This is a genomic window from Bradyrhizobium sp. P5_C12 (assembly GCF_054049735.1).
The window spans coordinates 185600-204565 of the sequence record NZ_JBFULU010000002.1 but is presented as its reverse complement, the minus strand read 5'-3'; the positions used below and the strand labels follow the sequence as shown (position 1 = coordinate 204565).

Annotated in this window: 17 protein-coding genes; 12 read left to right on the top strand and 5 right to left on the bottom strand. The window is 65.9% G+C overall.

Features of this window, described 5'->3' with window-relative positions:
• The first annotated feature begins 171 nt into the window (after positions 1–171).
• The 5 genes from ACXJMY_RS02525 to hydA are packed head-to-tail and all read left to right on the top strand — an operon-like array spanning position 172 to position 4949.
• Positions 172–1176, top strand: coding sequence for an ABC transporter substrate-binding protein (locus ACXJMY_RS02525; RefSeq protein ID WP_456617737.1), 1005 nt, complete (start codon positions 172–174; stop codon positions 1174–1176).
• On the top strand, positions 1160–2011 hold the full coding sequence (locus ACXJMY_RS02520; protein ID WP_456617736.1) for an ABC transporter permease: 852 nt from the start codon (positions 1160–1162) through the stop codon (positions 2009–2011). The genes ACXJMY_RS02525 and ACXJMY_RS02520 overlap by 17 nt, the downstream gene beginning before the upstream one ends.
• Positions 2011–2787: an ABC transporter ATP-binding protein gene (locus ACXJMY_RS02515; protein ID WP_456617735.1), complete on the top strand. Its 777-nt coding sequence runs from the start codon at positions 2011–2013 to the stop codon at positions 2785–2787. Before ACXJMY_RS02520 ends, ACXJMY_RS02515 begins: the two co-directional genes overlap by 1 nt.
• A gap of 3 nt (positions 2788–2790) precedes the next feature.
• Positions 2791–3528, top strand: a complete 738-nt coding sequence (locus tag ACXJMY_RS02510) for a maleate cis-trans isomerase family protein (protein WP_456617734.1) — start codon at positions 2791–2793, stop codon at positions 3526–3528.
• Positions 3489–4949 carry a dihydropyrimidinase gene (gene hydA, locus ACXJMY_RS02505; protein WP_456617733.1) on the top strand — a complete coding sequence of 487 codons (1461 nt, stop codon included), beginning with the start codon at positions 3489–3491 and terminating at the stop codon, positions 4947–4949. The genes ACXJMY_RS02510 and hydA overlap by 40 nt, the downstream gene beginning before the upstream one ends.
• A 25-nt stretch (positions 4950–4974) precedes the next feature.
• Here the strand turns inward: hydA and ACXJMY_RS02500 are convergent, their stop codons facing one another.
• The 5 genes from ACXJMY_RS02500 to ACXJMY_RS02480 all read right to left on the bottom strand — a co-directional run bounded on the left by ACXJMY_RS02500 (position 4975) and on the right by ACXJMY_RS02480 (position 9729).
• Positions 4975–6015, bottom strand: coding sequence for a Bug family tripartite tricarboxylate transporter substrate binding protein (locus tag ACXJMY_RS02500; RefSeq protein WP_456617732.1), 1041 nt, complete (start codon positions 6013–6015; stop codon positions 4975–4977).
• 219 nt (positions 6016–6234) lie between these two features.
• Entirely contained in the window at positions 6235–6990 is a 756-nt protein-coding gene (locus ACXJMY_RS02495; protein ID WP_456617731.1) for a siderophore-interacting protein, read from the bottom strand.
• Positions 6991–7030: 40 nt separating this feature from the next.
• Complete coding sequence (locus ACXJMY_RS02490) at positions 7031–7723, bottom strand: O-methyltransferase (RefSeq protein WP_456617730.1); 693 nt, start codon at positions 7721–7723, stop codon at positions 7031–7033.
• A gap of 108 nt (positions 7724–7831) precedes the next feature.
• On the bottom strand, positions 7832–8656 hold the full coding sequence (locus tag ACXJMY_RS02485) for an AraC family transcriptional regulator (RefSeq protein ID WP_456617729.1): 825 nt from the start codon (positions 8654–8656) through the stop codon (positions 7832–7834).
• A gap of 101 nt (positions 8657–8757) precedes the next feature.
• Positions 8758–9729, bottom strand: a complete 972-nt coding sequence (locus ACXJMY_RS02480) for a LysR family transcriptional regulator (protein WP_456617828.1) — start codon at positions 9727–9729, stop codon at positions 8758–8760.
• Between the two features lie 174 nt (positions 9730–9903).
• On the opposite strand from ACXJMY_RS02480, the gene ACXJMY_RS02475 reads away from it, so the two are divergent.
• The 7 genes from ACXJMY_RS02475 (at position 9904) to ACXJMY_RS02445 (ending at position 18947) form a co-directional block, all read left to right on the top strand.
• The gene (locus tag ACXJMY_RS02475; protein ID WP_456617728.1) at positions 9904–10524 is read left to right on the top strand and encodes a UbiX family flavin prenyltransferase; all 621 of its coding nucleotides are present in this window, start codon (positions 9904–9906) and stop codon (positions 10522–10524) included.
• Positions 10525–10548: 24 nt separating this feature from the next.
• Complete coding sequence (locus ACXJMY_RS02470; RefSeq protein ID WP_456617727.1) at positions 10549–11970, top strand: UbiD family decarboxylase; 1422 nt, start codon at positions 10549–10551, stop codon at positions 11968–11970.
• A gap of 124 nt (positions 11971–12094) precedes the next feature.
• Positions 12095–12934: a helix-turn-helix transcriptional regulator gene (locus ACXJMY_RS02465; RefSeq protein ID WP_456617726.1), complete on the top strand. Its 840-nt coding sequence runs from the start codon at positions 12095–12097 to the stop codon at positions 12932–12934.
• Positions 12935–13065: 131 nt separating this feature from the next.
• Positions 13066–16083 carry a xanthine dehydrogenase family protein molybdopterin-binding subunit gene (locus ACXJMY_RS02460; RefSeq protein WP_456617725.1) on the top strand — a complete coding sequence of 1006 codons (3018 nt, stop codon included), beginning with the start codon at positions 13066–13068 and terminating at the stop codon, positions 16081–16083.
• Complete coding sequence (locus ACXJMY_RS02455; RefSeq protein ID WP_456617724.1) at positions 16080–16895, top strand: FAD binding domain-containing protein; 816 nt, start codon at positions 16080–16082, stop codon at positions 16893–16895. Before ACXJMY_RS02460 ends, ACXJMY_RS02455 begins: the two co-directional genes overlap by 4 nt.
• A complete protein-coding gene (locus ACXJMY_RS02450) occupies positions 16892–17410 on the top strand; it encodes a (2Fe-2S)-binding protein (RefSeq protein WP_456617723.1) in 519 nt (172 codons plus the stop codon). The genes ACXJMY_RS02455 and ACXJMY_RS02450 overlap by 4 nt, the downstream gene beginning before the upstream one ends.
• Positions 17403–18947, top strand: coding sequence for an AMP-binding protein (locus tag ACXJMY_RS02445; protein ID WP_456617722.1), 1545 nt, complete (start codon positions 17403–17405; stop codon positions 18945–18947). Before ACXJMY_RS02450 ends, ACXJMY_RS02445 begins: the two co-directional genes overlap by 8 nt.
• Positions 18948–18966: the final 19 nt, after the last annotated feature.

Here is an 18966-nt window from a genome sequence, read left to right as displayed (position 1 = left end):
AGCCGTTTCCGGCTCTTTGACTTGCCCAAAATACCGACGCATCTAGCTGAAAACAATGGCACAACGCGCAAATTGTATGCAGCATGCAAAAACCGGATTGCGCTGCGGCAAAGGGCGACGGATGATCTTGCGCGACGCGCGGGATCTCGCGCCTTCGAAACGGAGTAAGCGATGCGGACGAGTTTGCGACTGGGCCTCGTATTGGTGGCGGCGATGTTCGGCACGAGCCATCTTGCCTCCGCACAGACCGCGAAGATCAAGCTTGGCTTTGCCAAATGCGCGCATTGCCTGCCGATGTCGCTGATCCCGGGCATGGCCAAGAACGTCGAGGTCGAGGCCACCGGCTTCAACTCGGGCAATGACGTCCTCACCGCCCTGGTCTCGAAGAGCATCGACGTGGCGCAGGTCACCTACCTCCATTACATCACCGCGCTCGACAAAGGTTTCGACGTCGTCGCGGTGTCGGGCCAGATCAACGGCGGCTCGGAATGTCTCTCCTCCGCGAAGCTGAACCTTCCGCCCGAGGACTGGGCCGCGTTCAAGGCGACCGTTGCGAAAGCAAAGAGCGACGGCCAGCCGCTGAAGGTCGCGGCGTCCCGCGGCAATGCGCAGGACATCCACATGCGCGGAGCCTTCCTGAAGCAGGGCGTCGATCCCAACAAGGACGTCCAGTTCATCAACATTCCCAATCCGTCCGACCATCTCGCGGCGTTGCAGCGCGGCGAGGTCGACATGATCTGCTCTGTGGAGCCGTTCGCCTCGCAGATCAGGCTCGCCGGCACCGGCAAGCACTTCGTGCTGCCCTATGACCAGGCTGCTGGAAACCTGACCAATCTGATCGTCACCCGTTCGGACGTGATTGCCGGCCAGCGCGCCGGCGTCCAGAGCGTGGTCACCGCGGTGGTCGAGCTCGACAACAAGCTGATCGCCGACAAGGCGCCGTGGATCGACGTCATCAACAGGCTCACCGGCCTCGACAAGACGGTCGCGACCGAGGCGCTGAAGAATGCCTCGCCGGATCCGGCGATCCATCGTTCGCAAACGCTCGCGATCGCGGCGATGATGCGCGACCTCAAATACATCTCAAAAGACGTCTCCGCGGAAGCGGAGAAGAACATGGACTATTCGTTCCTGGAGCAGGCCACGGGAAAATCCAAGAATGACCTCGGCTATTGACGTCTCGCCGGCCAAGCCGGCGTTTCGGCTGACGCGGGCGTTCCAGGGTTTCGAACGCGTCGTCGTCCCCGCGCTGCTGATCGCGGGCTGGGAAGCCTTCGCCCGCAGCGGCATGCTGCCGCCGGCGCTGCTGCCGGCGCCGAGCGCGGTGCTGCATGCGCTCGGTGACTGGGTGTTCGGCTTCGACGAGACCACGCAGATCTATTCGGGTCACTGGCTGCGCGACGCGCTCGCCAGCGCCTTGCGCGTCTTCGGCGGCTTTGCGCTGGCAAGCCTGCTCGGCATCCTCGCCGGTGTCGCCATCGGCTGGTCGCGCCTGTTCGAGAAGACGCTGGAGCCGACGCTCCAGATGCTGCGTCCGATTCCGCCGGTGTCCTGGATTCCGCTGGCAATCATCTGGTTCGGCATTGCCGACAAGCCGGCGATCTTCCTGGTGTTCCTCGGCGCCTTCTTTCCCGTGCTGATGAACAGCATTCACGGCGTCAAGACCGTGGACCATAATCTGGTGCGCGCCGGCGCGATGATGGGTGCCAACGGCCGGCAAATGCTGACCGACATCGTGCTGCCGGCGGCATTGCCCTCGATCTTTGCGGGCCTGCGCATTGCGGTCGGCTCGGCCTGGATGCTGACGGTCACGGCCGAGATGGTCGCGGTCAAGAGCGGCCTCGGCTACGTGCTGTGGGATTCCTATTACTTCCTGCGCTACGACATCGTGCTGGCTGCGATGATCTCGATCGGGCTGCTCGGCTATCTCTCCGACCTCGGCCTCAAGGCGATCATGGCGCGCACGCTGCGCTGGCAGCAGTCGACCACCGTGCAGGGCAGGGCCGGCTGATGGCAGCGATCGAGCTTCGCAACATCGTCAAGGTGTTTTCCGACAAGCGGCGCGGCCGCGATCTCCTGACGCTGGACCACATCAATCTCGACATCGAGGCCAATGATTTCGTCTGCCTGCTGGGTCCGTCCGGCTGCGGCAAGTCGACCCTGCTCAACATCATCGCCGGCTTCGAGCAGGCGACATCCGGCCGCACGTTGGTCGACGGCAAGCAGGTGGAGTGGCCCGGCTCGGACCGCGGCGTGGTGTTCCAGCAGCCGACCCTGATGCCGTGGCTGACGGCGATCGACAACGTCGCCTTCCATCTCAAGCTCAAGGGCGTCGGCAAGGCGGAGCGGCACCACCGCGCCATGGAGTTCATCGATCTCGTCGGCCTGCGCGGCTTCGAGCACCATCATCCCTCCGAACTGTCCGGCGGCATGAACCAGCGGGTCGGGATCGCCCGCGCACTTCTGATGAATCCGAGTGTCATCCTGATGGACGAGCCGTTCGCGGCGCTGGACGCGCAGACCAAGCTCGAGATGCAGGAGGAACTGGTCGCGATCTGGCAGAAGCGCCGCTGCACCATCGTGTTCGTCACCCACAGCGTCGACGAGGCCCTGGTGCTCGGCAACAAGATCGTGGTGATGACGAAGCGGCCGGGCCGGATCCGCGAGGCCGTCAATTTCGACCTGCCGCGCCCGCGGGATATCACCAGCCCCGAATTCAACGACGCAAAGCGCCGCATCCTGGCTCTGATCCGGGAGGAGTCGACGCGCCTGGCGCAGGCGTCGTAGAATATGGCCATGCGCAAGCGTCTCGGCATGATCACGCCGTCCTCCAACTCGGTGCTCGAGCCGGTCACCAGCGCCATGCTGGCTGGTGTCGACGGCGTCACCGCGCATTTCTCGCGCTTCCGCGTCACCGAGATCGCGCTCGACGCTGCGGCGCTCAATCAATTCGACGCATCCGTGATGCTGCCGGCGGCGGATCTGATGGCCGATGCCAAGGTCGACGCCATCGCCTGGAACGGCACATCCGCGAGCTGGCTCGGCGTCGATCGCGACAGGAGCCTTTGCGCGGCCATCACGGAGCGCACCGGCGCGCCCGCGACGACGTCCACGCTCGCCTGCATCGATGCCGCCCGCGCGCTCGGCGCCAAGCGGGTCGGCCTGGTCTCGCCCTATACGGATGACGTGCAGCGGCGGATCGGGGATGTCTGGGCCGAGGAGGGCATCGCCCTGCATGCCGAGCGGCATCTCGGCTTGCGCGACAATTTCTCCTTCGGCGAGGTTGCGCCGGCGATCATCGCCGGCATGATCCGCGCGGTGGCGGCGGAAGGATCCGATGCGATCGTCATCCTCTGCACCAATCTCGACGGGGCCGCGCTGGCGGCATCGCTGGAGCGAGAACTGAATATCGCCGTGCTCGATTCGGTGGCGGTCACGCTGTGGCGAACCCTCAGCCTCGCTGGCGGAGACATCGCGGCTCTTGCGGAATGGGGCCGGATATTCCAGACAATGCCAGTCATCAAGTGACGGAGACTCCTGTGACGCAGCTCGATCTCGCCATTCGCGGCGGCACCATCGTGACGGCCAGTGACGAGTTTCGCGCCGATATCGGCATTCGCGACGGCCGCATCGTCAGCATCGCGGACAGCATCGAAGGCGCGGCGCGCGAGATCGACGCGACGGGTCTGCTGGCGCTGCCCGGCGGCATCGACAGCCATGTTCACATCTCGCAAGCCTCCGGCCCCGACGTGGTCATGGCCGACGATTTCGCCTCGGCGACCCGCTCTGCTGCCGCCGGCGGCAACACCATGGTGCTGCCCTTTGCGCTCCAGGAGAAGGGCACCTCGCTGCGGACCTGCGTCGAGAACTATCGCAAGCTCGCCGAGGGCGAGTGCTACATCGACACCGCCTTCCACCTCATCATCTCCGACCCGACCGCCGTCGTGCTCGGGCAGGAGCTGCCGGCGCTGGTCAAGGACGGCTACACCTCGTTCAAGGTGTTCATGACCTATGACGACCTCGTGCTCAGCGACAAGCAATTGCTCGAAGTGTTCGAGGTGGCGCGCCGCGAGGAGGCGCTGGTCATGGTCCATTGCGAAGGCTACGACGCCATCCGCTATCTCACCGCGAAGCTCGAGCGGGAGGGGCACATCGCGCCGTACTACCACGGCGTGTCGCGGCCGCAGGCCGTCGAGCGCGAGGCGACGCACCGCGCCATCAGCCATGCCGAGATCGTCGGCGTTCCCATCATGATCGTGCACGTCTCCGGCCGCGAGGCGATGGAGCAGGTGCGTTGGGCCCAGCAGCGCGGATTGCCGGTGCATGCGGAGACCTGTCCGCAATACATCACGCTGACGGCCGACGACATGAAGGGCCTCAACATGGATATCAGCGGCGCCAAATATGTCTGCTCGCCGCCGCCGCGCGATGCCGAAAGCCAGCAGGCGATCTGGGAAGGCATCACCACCGGCGTATTCCAGACCTTTTCATCGGACCACTGCCCGTTCCGCTATGACGATCCCAAGGGCAAGCTGACGCCGAATTCCCGCACCTCGTTCCGCTGGGTGCCAAACGGCATCCCCGGTGTCGAGACGCGCCTGCCGATCCTGTTCTCCGAGGGCGTGTCGAAGGGAAGGATCTCGCTCCAGAAATTCGTCGAGCTGACCTCGACCAACCATGCGCGGATCTATGGGCTTTATCCGCGCAAGGGCTCGATCGGCATCGGCTTCGACGCCGATATCGTGTTGTGGGACCCCAAGTTGAAGAAGCCGATCCAGCAGGCCGATCTGCATCACGGCGCCGACTATACGCCGTGGGAAGGGTTCGATGTCACCGGCTGGCCCGTCACCACCATCGCGCGGGGCCGGGTGGTGTACGAGCAGGGCAAGATCGTCGGCGACAAGGGTGCGGGCGAAGTGCTGAGCCGCGGCAAATCGAGCCTGGTGTGATCGTCACATTGGCTCGATGTGATCCTCACATCGGCTCGATGCCGATCTTCTTGATGATCCCAGCCCATTTCGTGGTCTCGGCGGTCATGAAATCCGTCAGGCCCTTAGGGTCCATCACCAGCGGCTCGGCGCCCTGTTCGACGAAGAGGGTCCGCACCTTCGGATCGTTCACGGCCTCCACCATCGCCGCATAGAGCTTGTCGATCACGGCCTTGCCGGTGCTCGCAGGCGCGAGCAAAGCGAGCCACGCGGCGCTCTCGTAATCCTTCAGGCCGGCCTCGGCCGCGGTCGGCACATCAGGCAGCGCGGTCATGCGCTTGTCGCTGGCGACCGCGAGCGGACGCGCATCGCCGCTTTTGATCAGGCCGAGGACGTTGGGCAGGAGCTGGAAGCCGAGCGGGACCTGGCCCGCGATGAAGTCCGGCGTGTAAGCGGCGATATTGCGGTAGGGAACGTGCGTGATCTCGGTGCCCGTGAGCTGCTCGAAATAGGCGGCCGCCAGATGCTGCGACGAGCCCACTCCGACCGTCCCGTAGTTCAGCTCCCGAGGATGCGCCTTGGCGTAGTCGATCAACTCGTGCAGCGATTTCGGCGGCAGCCTCGAATTGATCACGACGACGTTCGGTAGCGTCGCGAACAGGCCGATCGGGGCGAGATCCTTCAGCGGATCGTAGGGGAGCTCCTTGTAGAGCGACTTGTTCGCGGCCAGCGGGCCGGAGGTGCTCATCAGCAGCGTGTAGCCGTCCGCTGCGGCATGCGCGGCGGCCGCGGTGCCGATATTGCCGCCGGCGCCGGGGCGATTGTCGACCACGAAGGCCTGTCCAAGTGATGTGGACATGCGGTTGAGCAGGATGCGGGTGATGACGTCGCTGGCGCTGCCGCCGGCAAAGGGCACGAGCACCTGGACCGGGCGGGCGGGATAGTCCTGCGCTTGTGCAGGCAGCAGCCCGGTGGCGGCGAGAGCCGCGCCTGCGCCGAGCGACAGCAAAGACCTGCGGTCAGGGCGAAACCCCTCAGCGTGCCGCGCCGTGCTGTCCGTGATCTTGCTGCGACCGAACCTTGCCATCTCGGACTGAATCTCCCGACTGTGTCTTGTCTGCGAGCCCTGAGATCGTCCGGGACGAGAGTCGTCCGGAATGAGCGCCAGGTCGCGATTTTCTGCGCCTGGACCGTAGTTATCTCGTGAATGCGACCGTCATGCCGGCTGGTCTCAAAACTTACCAACCCGTCTCATTTTGCAGTGGGCGCGACATCTTGTCCGAGTGAGAGGGCAGCGAGCAGAAGCCTAATCCAGTCCGGTCTTGCCCTCTGCCCAATAGGCCTTGGTCTTGACCCGCGATGCTACGACGCCGGCGGCTTTCAAAGCGCGGCTGACGCGCTGGATCGATGCTGCCTTGCCGGTCAGAACGAACTGCGCTCCGTTAGCGGCAAGACGCAGCATCTCGGTTTCGACGGCGGCGAGATGGGCATCGCCGGCGCTACGTGCGATCAATCTCGCCTGGCCGAGTTTGATAGCCTCCAGCACCGGCCGCGACTCCGCGACATCCGTGGTTTCGAACATGTGGAGCGCACCGCCGGCTTGCCGGCGGTCGCGCAATGCCGCCGCAAGGCCAAACGAGGTCTCATCGCCGAACAGGACGACGGGCGCCTCAAGGCCGGCAAGATCAAGCGAACGGCGCGGGCCGAAGAACTGACAGCTATCGCCTTTGCGCAAATCGCTCGCCCATCGGCTGCCGGGGCCATCGCCATGTGCGAAGGCGAGCAGTCGTGTCCTGCCTTTGTCAGCATCCCACGACATCGGCGTGTAGGTGCGCGCGCTCAGGCCTTGGCCCATCGAGATCTGGATCTTCTGGCCGGCCGTCCAGGCGACATTCCTGAGTGCTGCGCCTTCCAGCTCAACGAGCCGAAAGGGCGGCGAGAGGGTCTCGACCGCGGTAATGCGCGCGGGGCGCATCAGCCATCGGAGTAACATCCGCGTGACGCGGCCCTGCGCGGCAGGTGACGGCTCGGGATTTTGCGGCCGATGGTCGTGCTCGTTCAAAGCTCTTGCTCCTGTTGCTAACGCTTCAGCGCCGTAGCAATCACCTGGTCCGAACCGTGAGCTCGTTGCCGCGCCCGGGATTGAACGGCAGCGGCAACGAGAGATAACCGTTCTGCGGATCGCGGACGTAGTCGAGATAGCCCGCGCCTTCGGCGAAGGCATTCTCGCCGACGATCATCGCGCCGGGCTTCAGTTGCGGCTCGATCAGCTTGAGAATGGGGAGATAGAGCGTGAAGGCGCCATCGAGCATCACCATGTCGATCCCGCCGCCGATATCGGATTTGAGCGTTTGCCGTGCGTCGCCGAGCCGCAACTCGACCAGATCGTCAAGTCCCGCGGCGGCGACGTTCGCGCGCGCCCGTTCGATCTTGCCGGGCTCAAGGTCGGTCCCGATCAGGCGGCCGCCGCCTATGTCGCGCAGGGCCGCTGCCATGTAGATGGCCGAAATCCCCATCGAAGACCCGAACTCGACGATGCGCGTGGCCTTGGAGCTACGAGCGCACATGTAGAGAAACCGTCCGAAATCCGGCGAGACGCTCAGGAAATTGCTGGCGAGCCCACGATAGACGCCGGTCAGATCCCTGGTCTCGGCTTCGATGAACTGCCTGATCGTCCGCTCCTGATCGGCCGCTTCGCTCGTATGGGCCTGCATCAGCGGTGCATCGGCGGCTTCCGCTTCCCGATGAAGTCGACGAAGAACGTCTGCGATGCGGCCGCTGCTGAGAGAATCCATGTTTTCCGGCTCCTGAACATGCGCCTGCCGGCGCGCTTCGGAGCCCTGGATACGGAGTCGTCGCGCCGACCGCATTCCGCGAACGGGACAATCCGTTGCGATTTCCGGTCAATATGCGCCGATACGGCGTTCCGCCAGATACCGCGCCGGCGGCTTGCCCAGCGCCTTGCGGAACATCGTGACGAAGGCGCTCGCGCCCTCATAGCCGAGATCGAGTGCCACAGTCTGGACCGACGCGCCCTGGTCGAGACGCTGAAGCGCGATGAGGATGTGGAGCTGCTGGCGCCAGCGGCCAAAACTCATGCCGGTCTCGCGTTGCAGGATGCGGGTGAGGGTTCTGGGGGCAACGGCGATGCGCTGGCCCCAATCGTCGATCGTCGCGCGGTCGGAGGGATTGGCCATGATCGCGGTGGCGATCCTGCGCAGCCTTGCGTCAGCCGGCATCGGGAAGCGCAGCTCCTCGACGGGCGCCAGCGACAGCTGGTCGAGCAACACTGTGGCGATCCGGCCGTCGGCGCCGTCGACGTCGTAGAGCACCGGCATGTGAGTGGCATGCACCAGCAACCGTTCCAGCAAGGGGGAGATCGACAGCGAGCAACATTGCCGGGGCCGCGCCGCCGTCGCATCAGGTTCGACGAACAGGCAGTAGATCTCGACATTCCCGGCGACGGTCACGCTGTGAGCAACATGGCCGGGGATCCACAGCGCACAGCGCGGTGGTACAATCCAGACGCCCTGGTCGGTTTCAAATCTGACGATGCCGCGCAAAGTCAGGACGAGTTCGTCCTTCCGATGCGCATGCATGGCCAGCTCCATGCCCTTCGTGACCATGTGGCCGCCGAAGGCGGCGACAGGGCGCGGCACGTTCTCGGGATCGAAATCCCCGGTATCGTCAGGACGAAGATCGTCTTCGGTGAGCCGGAAGAAAGGCATGGTGGCGGATGACTGTCCGGGTGCGGTTGGCTGGTTCAGGCAATATCGGGCTCGCGATTGCCGCTTGCAACGCAGGGCGCCCAAGTCTCGATCGGTTCTAACTAGGACGTCGTTCGCCTCCGCGGCTTTCGGCGTTCCCTGCGAGAGGACGAGCTTGTGCCGCCGGAGCCGGGCTCCACGAACTCCTTTGCCACGGCGGCGGCCTGCGCGAGGTCGTGGCTGATGACGTCGAGCACGGCCTTCGCCGCGACCGACACCGTTCGCCGCGGGTGATGGACCCAGGCAATCGAGCGCACGATCCTTTGTTCGTCGAAGCGATGGGCCCGGATGGCCCCGCTCGCGAGCGATTGCCGGAGAGCGATGGTCGGCAGCACGGTTGCGAAATCGGTGGTCGCGATCACGTCACACAGCGCGGGGAGGGTGTCGAGCTCGAGCCGCGGCCGCAGGTCGATGCCGACGGCGGCGGCGTGCTCGTCGAGGATCAGCCGCAGGCCGTGGCGCTTGGAGGGCAGCACGAGGTCGAAATTCGCGATGTGGTCGAAACGCAGCTTTGCAGGCGGCCTGAGCGGGCTGTCCTTCCGGCAGGCGAACACCATCTCCTCGTCCATGACGTGATGCGCGGCCAGTGGCGTCTTCCGGCGCGGCACGTTGATCAGCGCGAAATCGAGCTGGCCGGTGTTGACCCAGTCGACCAGCGTCTCGGTGTAGCCCTCGCAGGCGGACAGCGTGATCTCGGGATAGCGGCTGGCGACGGTCGCCGACGAGCTTGCCATGGTGCTCTGCGCGACGGATGTGATGAGGCCGACAGAGACCCGGCCGGAAATGCGGCCGCCGAGCTGCGCCATCTCCTGCCGCGCATACTCCGCGTCGCGCACGATCGGCGCCGTCAGCCGCACCAGCGCCTCGCCGGCGCTGGTCAGCGTCATGCCCTGGACGCTGCGGTCGAACAGTTTTTGGCCGAGCTCGGCCTCGAGCTTGGCGATCTGCATGCTCAGCGCCGGCTGCACGATGTTGAGCTGGCGGGCGGCCCGCGTGACGTTCTTTTCCTCGGCCAGGCACAGGAAATATTGCATCTGCCTGAGTTCCACGGACCTGTCCTTCGTTCGGATCTTGCTCGCAGGTCATCATTCCAGATGATCGATCATATAATCAATCATTATTTGTGTTGATGGGTGTCGGTGCCTAGTCTTTGCGGCGGACTAACGTGGCCCCGCGGGTCGCGGGACCCAGGGAGCGAAACCAGAAACATGCAAGGCGCACCACCCAAGCGGCTGATCATCGGCATCTCCGGCGCCTCGGGCGTCACCTATGGCGTGCGCCTGCTGCAACTGCTGCGCAATGCCGGCGTCGAGACCCATCTGGTGATGTCGAAGACGGCCGAGCAGACTTTTGCCTACGAGACCGACCTGAAGATCGCGGAGGTGAGGGAGCTCGCCAATGTTAGCCATCCGATCGACGACATGGCGGCTGCGATCTCGAGCGGGTCGTTCCGCACCGCCGGCATGATCGTGGCGCCGTGCTCGATGCGCTCGATGTCCGAGATCGCCTCGGGCGTGACCACGACACTTTTGACCCGCGCCGCCGACGTCGTGCTCAAGGAACGCCGGCGCCTGGTGCTGATGGTGCGCGAAACCCCGCTGCACACCGGGCATCTCAGGACCATGACCGCACTGTCCGAGATGGGCGCGATCATCGCGCCGCCGGTGCCGGCCTTCTATGCCAAGCCCGATAACCTCGACGACATGGTCGACCACACCGTCGGCCGCGTGCTCGACCTGTTCGACATCGATATCGGCATCGTGCGCCGTTGGGGCGAGGACGAGGCGCTCAAGCGCCGCTCGCCGTCGCTGCGCAAGATCGCGCCCTGACCACACCAAGGAAAGACCCGTCATATGCGAATGGAAAATGTTGCGAGGAAAGGCTCGAACGCGCCCGCCGATCTGCGCGCCTGGCTCGCTGAGCTCGCCGACCGCGGCAAGCTCGCGATTGCCCACGAGGGCGTAGCGCTGACCGATGAGCTCGCCGCAATTGCCAAGCGGCTGGAGCGCGACAGCGCGGTGCTGTTTCCGCGTCCCGACGGGCACGAGATCCCCGTCGTCGCAAACCTGTTTGCCGGCCGCGACTGGGTCGCCGACTCCATCGGCGTGAGCGAGGATCAGTTGCTGCCTCGGTTTCTTGCTGCCGCAAATGCGCCGTTGCCGACCCACGAGGTGGCGAGCGGGCCGGTGCAGGATGTCGTCCACGAGGACGTCGATCTGCTCCACCAGCTTCCTGTGCCAAAGCACAATGAGCGCGACAGCGGGCCCTACATCACTGCCGGACTGCTGATCGCCCGCAACCCGAAGACCGGCGTGCAGAACGTCTCGATCCATCGCTGCCAGATCAGCAGCAAGAACCGCATCGGCGTCCTGCTGCTGCCGCGGCATACGTTCTCCTACTATCGCTTCGCGGAGGAGATGGGCCAGGCATTGGAGATCGCGATCGTCATCGGCGCGCATCCGGCCCTGCTGCTGGCCTCGCAGGCGATTGCCGCGCTCGACGAGGACGAGATGGCGATCGCCGGCGCGCTGCTCGGCGCTCCCGTGGACGTCGTCAAATGCCGGACCAATTCGGTCCGCGTGCCCGCTTACGCTGAAATCGTCATCGAAGGACGGATTTTGCAAGGCGTGCGCGAGCCCGAGGGTCCGTTCGGTGAATTTCCCCAGTATTACGGTCCGCGCGCCAACCGTGAGGTGATCGAGGTCGATGCGATCACGCATCGCAGGCAGCCGATCTTCCACACCATCGTCGGTGGCGGCTTCGAGCATCTGATCCTCGGCGGCGTGCCGCGCGAGGCGACGCTGCTCCAGCATCTGCGCCGCAGCTTCCCCAACGTGCTCGACGTTCGCCTGACGCGCGGCGGCACCTGCCGCTACCATCTCGCGATCAAGATGGACAAGACCAATGATGGCGAGCCGAAGAACGCCATGATGTGCGCCTTCGGCGCCCATTACGACATCAAGCAGGTGGTCGTGGTGGACAAGGACGTCGACATCTCCTCGTCCGAGGAGATCGAATGGGCGGTGGCGACGCGCTTCCAGGCCGACAGGGATCTCATGGTCGTATCCGGCGCGCTCGGCTCGAAACTCGATCCGACCGCCGACAACGGCATCAGCGCCAAGATGGGGCTCGATGCGACGGCCCCGGTCAGTGCGCCCGAGCTCGCCTTCAAGCGCATCCGCGTCAAGGGCGAGGACGAGGTCGATCTCGCCACGGCGTTGCAGGCCGATCCGAGCGCTGCGGTCGCGCGGCTTCTCGCGGAGACGCGCGCATGAGCGGATTACCGCCCGGAAGCAACTTGCGTCCCTTTGCGCCGTTGGAATATGTAGCGGGTGCTGCTTATAGTGCCGCGCCAACAAGGCAATCATTTTGCGGCGCAATGCCGGGAGGGAGGAACTGATGTCGACGGCCCTGCGCATCGCTCATGGTGCTTTCGGCAGGGTCGCTCTGCTCGACATGGATCGTTCGCTGGTTCGCCACGCTCATCATCACTGCCATGTCCTGCTCAAGGTCGAGGGCGCCGACACGCAGTTTTTGGTCGGCGACCAGGTCACGCCGCTGACGGACACCGCCGCCGTGCTCGTCGACGGCTGGAAGCCGCACGCCTATGTGCATGATGCCGACCGTCCGCGCACGCTCATCATGGCGCTCTATATCGAGCCGGAATGGCTGAAGGAGTTCCGGCCCGGCTGGGCTGCGAGCGGAGCGCCCGGCTTTTTCGAGCGTCCGTCGGGCGAGGTGTCGCCGCGCATCCGTCAGCTCACCCTGCACCTCGCCGCCGAGATGATGGCGAATCCCGACGCGGTGCGGACCCATGAGCAGACGCTGTCCGACCTCATGATCGCGGTGATCGAGCGCTTCACGCCCTGGCGCAGCTTTCCGACCTCGATCCGCGGCATGAGCGCGGTGAGCTGCGACTGGCGGATCCGGCGCGCAATGGACGCGATGCGGGTGCAGGATTCCTATGCCGGCGTCGATCAGTTCGCGAAGGGCGCCGGCCTGTCGCGCGCGCAGTTCTTCCGTCTGTTCGAGACCTCGCTCGGCGTCTCGCCAAAACTCTATCTCAACGTCGTGCGCATGGAGCGTGCGCTGGACGCGGTGATGCGCGAGGACACGCCGCTCGGCGAGCTCAGCGAGCGCTTCGGCTTTCCGGAGCCGGCGCATTTCACGCGCTTCTTCCGTGATCATGCCGGCGTCAGCCCGCGCGAGTTTCGCAACGTCTCGCGTCTCGCGGGCTGATATTGCGCCGCACGGGCGCTCAAATGAGACGATTTGGTAAGTCGTGAGAGCGGGCGGTATGGCCCGCGCACCTCCTGTCCTGACAACTGTCACCGTCGCGTCAAAGAACGCGTCGGGAGGTATGCCGGGACATGGTGCAGGCTGCGGTCAAGTCCGCAAATTCAGGCGATCAGCAAGGGAGCGGCGACAGGCGGTGGGTCGGGCGTTCGATCGAGCGCGTCGAGGACGCCGCGCTGCTCAGCGGCCGCGGCCGCTTCATCGACGATCTCGGCGTCCAGCCCGGCACGCTGCATGCGACCATCCTGCGCTCGCCACATGCGCACGCCGATATTCTGTCCATTGATGTTGAAGCCGCCAGGCGCTTGCCGGGCATCGCGGCGGTCCTGACCGGCGAGCAGGTCAAGGCCGTCACCACGAGCCTCGTCGTCGGCGTCAAGGCGCCGGTCGAGTGCTGGCCCATTGCGATCGACCGCGTGCGCTATGTCGGCGAGCCCGTCGCCGTGGTCGTGGCAACCGACCGTGCCCGCGCCGAGGACGCGGCCGAGCTGATCAATGTCGACTATCGCCCACGGGCCGCTGTCGTCGATCCGCTCGGGACGCTCGCGCCGGATGCGCCTGTCCTGCACGACGGTTTTCCCGGCAATCTGGCCAGCGAGCGCAAATTCCGTTACGGCGATCCCGAGCGGGCCTTTGCGGATGCGCCGCATCGCTTCTCCATCGACATCCGCTACCCGCGCAATTCCTGCACGCCGATCGAGACCTACGGCGTCGTCGCCTCGCATGATGCCGCCGAGGATGCCTTCGAGGTTCTGGCGAATTTCCAGGGGCCATTCAGCATCCACACAGTGATCGCGCGCGCGCTGAAAGTGCCGGGCAACCGGCTGCGGTTGCGCACGCCGCCGGATTCCGGCGGCAGCTTTGGCGTCAAGCAGGGCGTGTTCCCCTACATCGTGCTGATCGCGGCTGCGGCCCGCGTTACGGGACGGCCGGTCAAGTGGATCGAGGACCGGCTCGAGCATCTCACCGCATCGGTGTCGGCAACCAACCGCGCGACGACCTTGGCGGCGGCGGTCGCGGCCGACGGAAAAATCCTCGCGCTCGACTGGGACCAGGTCGAGGATTGCGGCGCGCATCTGCGCGCGCCCGAGCCGGCGACGCTCTACCGCATGCACGGCAACATGACGGGCGCCTATGACATCCGGCACGTCAGGATCCGCAACCGCGTCGTCGTCACCAACAAGACGCCGACCGGCCTGAACCGCGGCTTTGGCGGACCGCAGGTCTATTTCGCGCTGGAGCGGCTGGTGCAGCGCATCGCGATCGGCCTCGGTCTCGACCCGCTCGATGTCATCAGGCGCAACCTGATCGATGCCGGCGCCTTTCCCTATCGCACGGCGACCGGCGCGCTGCTCGATTCCGGCAACTACCAGGAAGCGATCGCGCGTGCGGTCGAGCAGGGCAGGCTCGCCGAGCTCAAGGCGCGGCGCGATGAGGCACGCGCACAGGGGCGTCTCTACGGCATCGGCTTCACCACGGTGGTCGAGCCCAGCGTCTCCAACATGGGCTACATCACGACCGTGCTGACGGCGGCCGAGCGCCGCAAGGCCGGGCCGAAGAACGGCGCGCAGGCGACCGCGACCGTCGGCCTCGATCCGGTCGGCAGCGTCACCGTTCACGTCGCCTCGGTGCCGCAGGGGCAGGGCCATCGCACCGTGCTGTCGCAGGTCGTTGCCGACGTGTTTGGCCTGGAGCCCAAGGACATCCGCGTCAATACCGAGATCGATACGGCGAAGGACGCGTGGTCGATCGCATCAGGCAATTATGCCAGCCGCTTCGCAGCAGCGGTGGCCGGCACGGCAAAGCTCGCAGCCGAGCGCGTTGCCGGCCGTCTCGCCCGCATCGCCGCCAGCCAGTTGAACGTCGAGGCCGCCGACATCGTGTTCACGCGCGGCTTCGTCGCCTCAAAGCACAATCCGGAGAACCGGATGGCGTTCTCGCGCGTCGCAGCCCTCAGCCATTGGTCGCCCGGCTCGTTGCCCGACGATGCCGGGCAGACCATTCGCGAGACCATGTTCTGGACGCCGCCGGAGCTGACGCCGCCCGATGACGAGGACCGCATCAACTCCTCGCTCTGCCACGGCTTCATCTTCGACTTCTGCGGCGTCGAGATCGACCGCACCACGCTGGAGACGCGGATCGACCGCTACGTCACCATGCATGATTGCGGCACGATCCTGCATCCCGGCATGGTGAACGGCCAGATTCGCGGCGGCTTTGCCCAGGCGCTCGGTGCCGCGCTCTACGAGGAGTACGCCTACGCCGGAGACGGCAGCTTCCTCACGGGAACGTTCGCCGACTATCTGCTGCCGACCACCACCGAGGTGCCGGAGCCGCAGATCATCCACATGGAAACGCCGTCGCCGTTTACGCCACTGGGTGCAAAAGGCGTCGGCGAGGGCAATTGCATGTCGACGCCGGTGTGCCTCGCCAACGCGGTCGCGGATGCGCTCGGCGTTGCCGACGTTACGTTGCCCCTGGTCCCGGCACGGCTTGCGGAATTGGTGCGCGGCGCCGAGCCGCCGCCTCCTGCTGGCGGTGCGAGCGTAGCACCTGCCCGGGAAGGCGACCGGCGGTTGCGCGGCGAGGGGCAGGCCTCGGTGAAGGGCGCGCCCGAGCAGGTCTGGGCGATGCTGCTCGATCCAGCGACCCTTCAGTCCGTCATTCCCGGCTGCCAGCGCGTCGACAAGGTGTCCGAGACTCATTTCCGCGCCGACGTGACGCTCGGCATCGGCCCCGTCAGCGGCCGCTATCGCGCCGATGTCGAGCTGTTCGATCTCGATCCGCCGCGCGCGGTCACCTTGCGCGGAGGGGCCACCGGCGCACTCGGCTTCGGCAGCGCCGAGGGACGCATTACGCTCGCGCCCGACGGCAGCGGTGGCACAAAGCTGACCTACAGCTACGACGCCGCCATCGGCGGCAAGGTCGCCAGCATCGGCGGCCGCCTGCTCGACGGCGCGACGCGGGTGATCATCGGCCAGTTCTTTACGGCGCTGGCCCGCAAGGCCGGCGGTGGGGGCGCGTCGGGCGGCGGTTTCTCGCTGTTCGCGCTGTTGGCAAAGCTCGCTGGCATGTTCGGAGGGCGCCGATGAAGCCCGCCGCATTCGACTATCTCCGCGCCGAAACTGTCGGCGACGTCCTCGAGGGGCTCGCGCAGGAGGGCGGCGATGCACGTGTGCTCGCCGGCGGCCAGTCGCTGATGGCGATGCTCAACATGCGCCTCGCCAAGCCGAAGCTCCTGATCGACATCATGCGGATCAAGGAGCTTCGCAAGATCGAGCAGCAGAACGACGCTGTGGTGGTCGGCGCCGGCGTGCGCCAGGCTGATTTGCTGGCCTGGCCCGATCTGGCCGAAGCGCTGCCGCTGGTGGCGCTGGCGCTGCCCTGGGTCGGGCACATGCAGACCCGCAGCCGCGGCACCATCTGCGGCTCGCTCGCGCATGCCGATCCCAGCGCCGAGATGCCGCTCGCGCTGGTCGCGCTCGGCGGCGAGGTGCATCTGCGCAGCGCCAAGCGGCGGCGGCGCGTCGCGGCCAAGGACTTCTTCGCCGGCATGATGCTGACCGCGCGCGCCGACGATGAGCTGATCGAGGGCATCTCGCTGCCGGTCATCAAGGGATCGCGCTTCGCCTTCCGTGAGGTCGCGCGCCGCCATGGCGACTTCGCCATCGTCGCCTGCGCGGCGATGAAAACGCCATCGGGCATACGCCTCGCCATCGGCGGCGTCGCCGACGTCCCGACCGCGCGCGACTGGCCGCGGCTCGACGGCAGTGGGCTCGACGATGCTCTCAACGCCTTTGCCTACGAGCTCGGTGCGCGCGACGACGTCCACGCCACCGCACGCTACCGTCGCGATCTCGTGCGCATGATCGGCCGTGACCTGATCGGCGAGGTGCTACAATGACCCGTCTCAAGGCCGACAGCCGCCATCCCGTCCGCTTCACGCTCAACGGCAAGGCCGTCGAAGCCGAAGCCGAGCCGCGCATGCTGCTGTCCGATTTCCTGCGCCATCAATTGGGCGCGACCGGCACCCATGTCGGCTGCGAGCACGGCGTGTGCGGCGCCTGCACCGTGGTCGTCGACGGCATGCTGACCCGGTCCTGCCTCACGCTCGCTGCGCAGGCCGATGGCTGCGAGATCAGGACGGTGGAAGGGCTCGCGCCGTCCGCCGACCGGCTCGGCGTGCTGCAGCGCGCCTTCCGACGCAATCATGCGCTCCAGTGCGGCTTCTGCACCGCCGGCATTTTGATGTCGCTCGATCACTACCTCAGCCGCAACCCGGCGCCGACCGAAGCGGAGATCCGCGATCTCCTCAGCGGGCATCTGTGCCGCTGCACCGGCTACACCCCGATCATCCAGGCGGCGCTCGAAGCCGCCGCCCAGCTTGCCTCAGCTACAGAAGAGACGTCCGATGCTTGATCTCGCCAGCAGCTTCATGGCCAGCGCCGCGCGCGATCCCCATGCCGTTGCACTGGTCGATGGCAATCTCCGCCTGACCTACCGGCAGTGGTACGAGAAGATCTCCGCGCTGGTGGCGTCGTTCGACCGCCTCGGCCTCAAGCCCGGCGATCACGTCGTCACGCTGCTGCAAAACCGCTGGGAGGCGGCGACGCTGCATTGGGCCTGCCAGTTCGCAGGGCTTGTGATCACACCGATCAACTGGCGCGCCAAGGCCGACGAGCTCGATTATTGCATCGCGAATGCCGAGGCCTGCGCGGTCTTCTATCAGGACATCTCTGCCGAGGCGGTGCAGGGCTCGGCGCTTGCCGGCAAGCTGCTGCGCGTGTCCGTCGATCCCGGAAGCGGCGAGGCGACCAGCTTCGCCGATCTGATCAGGGATACCGCGCCCGACGCCGAGCCGCGCGTCGGCGCCGATTCCTGGTCGATCATGCTCTACACCTCCGGTACCACCTCGCGGCCGAAGGGCGTACCACGGCGGCATCGCGCCGAACGGGCGGCCGCGATCGCCCATGTTGCGCAAAACCTCTATGGCCGTGGTGAGCGCACGCTCGGGGTGATGCCGCTCTATCACACCATGGGGGTGCGCTCGCTGCTGGCGATGTCGCTGATCGGCGGCAGCTTCATTTGTCTGCCGCGCTATGACAGCCGCCAGGCGCTGGCGCTGATCGAGAAGGAGGGGATCACCAACCTCTATCTGGTGCCGACGCTCTATCACGACCTCGTCCATCACGAGGCGTTTGCCGCAACCGACGTGTCGAGCGTGCGCAAGCTCGGCTTTGCCGGTGCGTCGATGACCGACGGGCTCCTGAAGAAGCTGAACCAGGCCTTCCGGCCGGAGCTGTTCGTCAATCACTACGGCAGCTCGGAGATCTACACCTTCACGATCGACCAGAACGCCGCCGCCAAGCCCGGCTCGGCGGGCAAGGCGGGCCTTAACCAGCACGTCAAGGTCGTGCGCATCGGAGCGCGTTCGGTCGCAGACCTGGCCGCGGTCGGCGAGGAGGGCGAGATCATCGCGACACTCGCCGGCGACGAGGCCTTTGAAGGCTATTGGCGGCGCCCGGAGGCCGATGCCAAGTCGCTGCGCGAGGGCTGGTATTTCACCGGCGATACCGGTTTCGTCGATCCCGATGGCGACCTCTTCGTCACCGGCCGCGTCGACGACATGATCATCACCGGCGGCGAGAACGTCTCGCCGGTCGAGATCGAGAGCTGCCTGTCGCTGCATCCCGCGGTCGACGAGGTCGCGGTGGTCGGCGTCACTGATGAGAAGTGGGGCAAGGTCGTCGCGGCCTTCGTCAAGCGCAACAAGCCAGTCTCCGAGGTCGAGCTCGAGCAGTTCTGCCGCACCTCGGGCCTCGCCAATTTCAAGCGGCCGCGCCGCTACGTGTTCGTTGACGCGATCCCGAAATCGCCCGTCGGCAAGCTGCTGCGGCGACTGCTCGTCGCCGGAGAATACGAGGCCGAGCGCATGCCGCCGTCGGACGCCGCCTGATCATCAATCACCAACAGAA

Bases quoted from the DNA above. Each gene is read 5' to 3' on its own strand.
- ACXJMY_RS02485 (WP_456617729.1), bottom strand. From the start codon at position 8,656: ATGCCTTTCTTCCGGCTCACCGAAGACGATCTTCGTCCTGACGATACC.
- ACXJMY_RS02470 (WP_456617727.1), top strand. From the start codon at position 10,549: ATGCGAATGGAAAATGTTGCGAGGAAAGGCTCGAACGCGCCCGCCGAT.
- ACXJMY_RS02465 (WP_456617726.1), top strand. From the start codon at position 12,095: ATGTCGACGGCCCTGCGCATCGCTCATGGTGCTTTCGGCAGGGTCGCT.
- hydA (WP_456617733.1), top strand. From the start codon at position 3,489: ATGGGGCCGGATATTCCAGACAATGCCAGTCATCAAGTGACGGAGACT.
- ACXJMY_RS02490 (WP_456617730.1), bottom strand. From the start codon at position 7,723: ATGGATTCTCTCAGCAGCGGCCGCATCGCAGACGTTCTTCGTCGACTT.
- ACXJMY_RS02460 (WP_456617725.1), top strand. From the start codon at position 13,066: ATGGTGCAGGCTGCGGTCAAGTCCGCAAATTCAGGCGATCAGCAAGGG.
- ACXJMY_RS02455 (WP_456617724.1), top strand. From the start codon at position 16,080: ATGAAGCCCGCCGCATTCGACTATCTCCGCGCCGAAACTGTCGGCGAC.
- ACXJMY_RS02515 (WP_456617735.1), top strand. From the start codon at position 2,011: ATGGCAGCGATCGAGCTTCGCAACATCGTCAAGGTGTTTTCCGACAAG.
- ACXJMY_RS02475 (WP_456617728.1), top strand. From the start codon at position 9,904: ATGCAAGGCGCACCACCCAAGCGGCTGATCATCGGCATCTCCGGCGCC.
- ACXJMY_RS02445 (WP_456617722.1), top strand. From the start codon at position 17,403: ATGCTTGATCTCGCCAGCAGCTTCATGGCCAGCGCCGCGCGCGATCCC.
- ACXJMY_RS02500 (WP_456617732.1), bottom strand. From the start codon at position 6,015: ATGGCAAGGTTCGGTCGCAGCAAGATCACGGACAGCACGGCGCGGCAC.
- ACXJMY_RS02450 (WP_456617723.1), top strand. From the start codon at position 16,892: ATGACCCGTCTCAAGGCCGACAGCCGCCATCCCGTCCGCTTCACGCTC.
- ACXJMY_RS02520 (WP_456617736.1), top strand. From the start codon at position 1,160: ATGACCTCGGCTATTGACGTCTCGCCGGCCAAGCCGGCGTTTCGGCTG.
- ACXJMY_RS02510 (WP_456617734.1), top strand. From the start codon at position 2,791: ATGGCCATGCGCAAGCGTCTCGGCATGATCACGCCGTCCTCCAACTCG.
- ACXJMY_RS02525 (WP_456617737.1), top strand. From the start codon at position 172: ATGCGGACGAGTTTGCGACTGGGCCTCGTATTGGTGGCGGCGATGTTC.
- ACXJMY_RS02480 (WP_456617828.1), bottom strand. From the start codon at position 9,729: ATGCAATATTTCCTGTGCCTGGCCGAGGAAAAGAACGTCACGCGGGCC.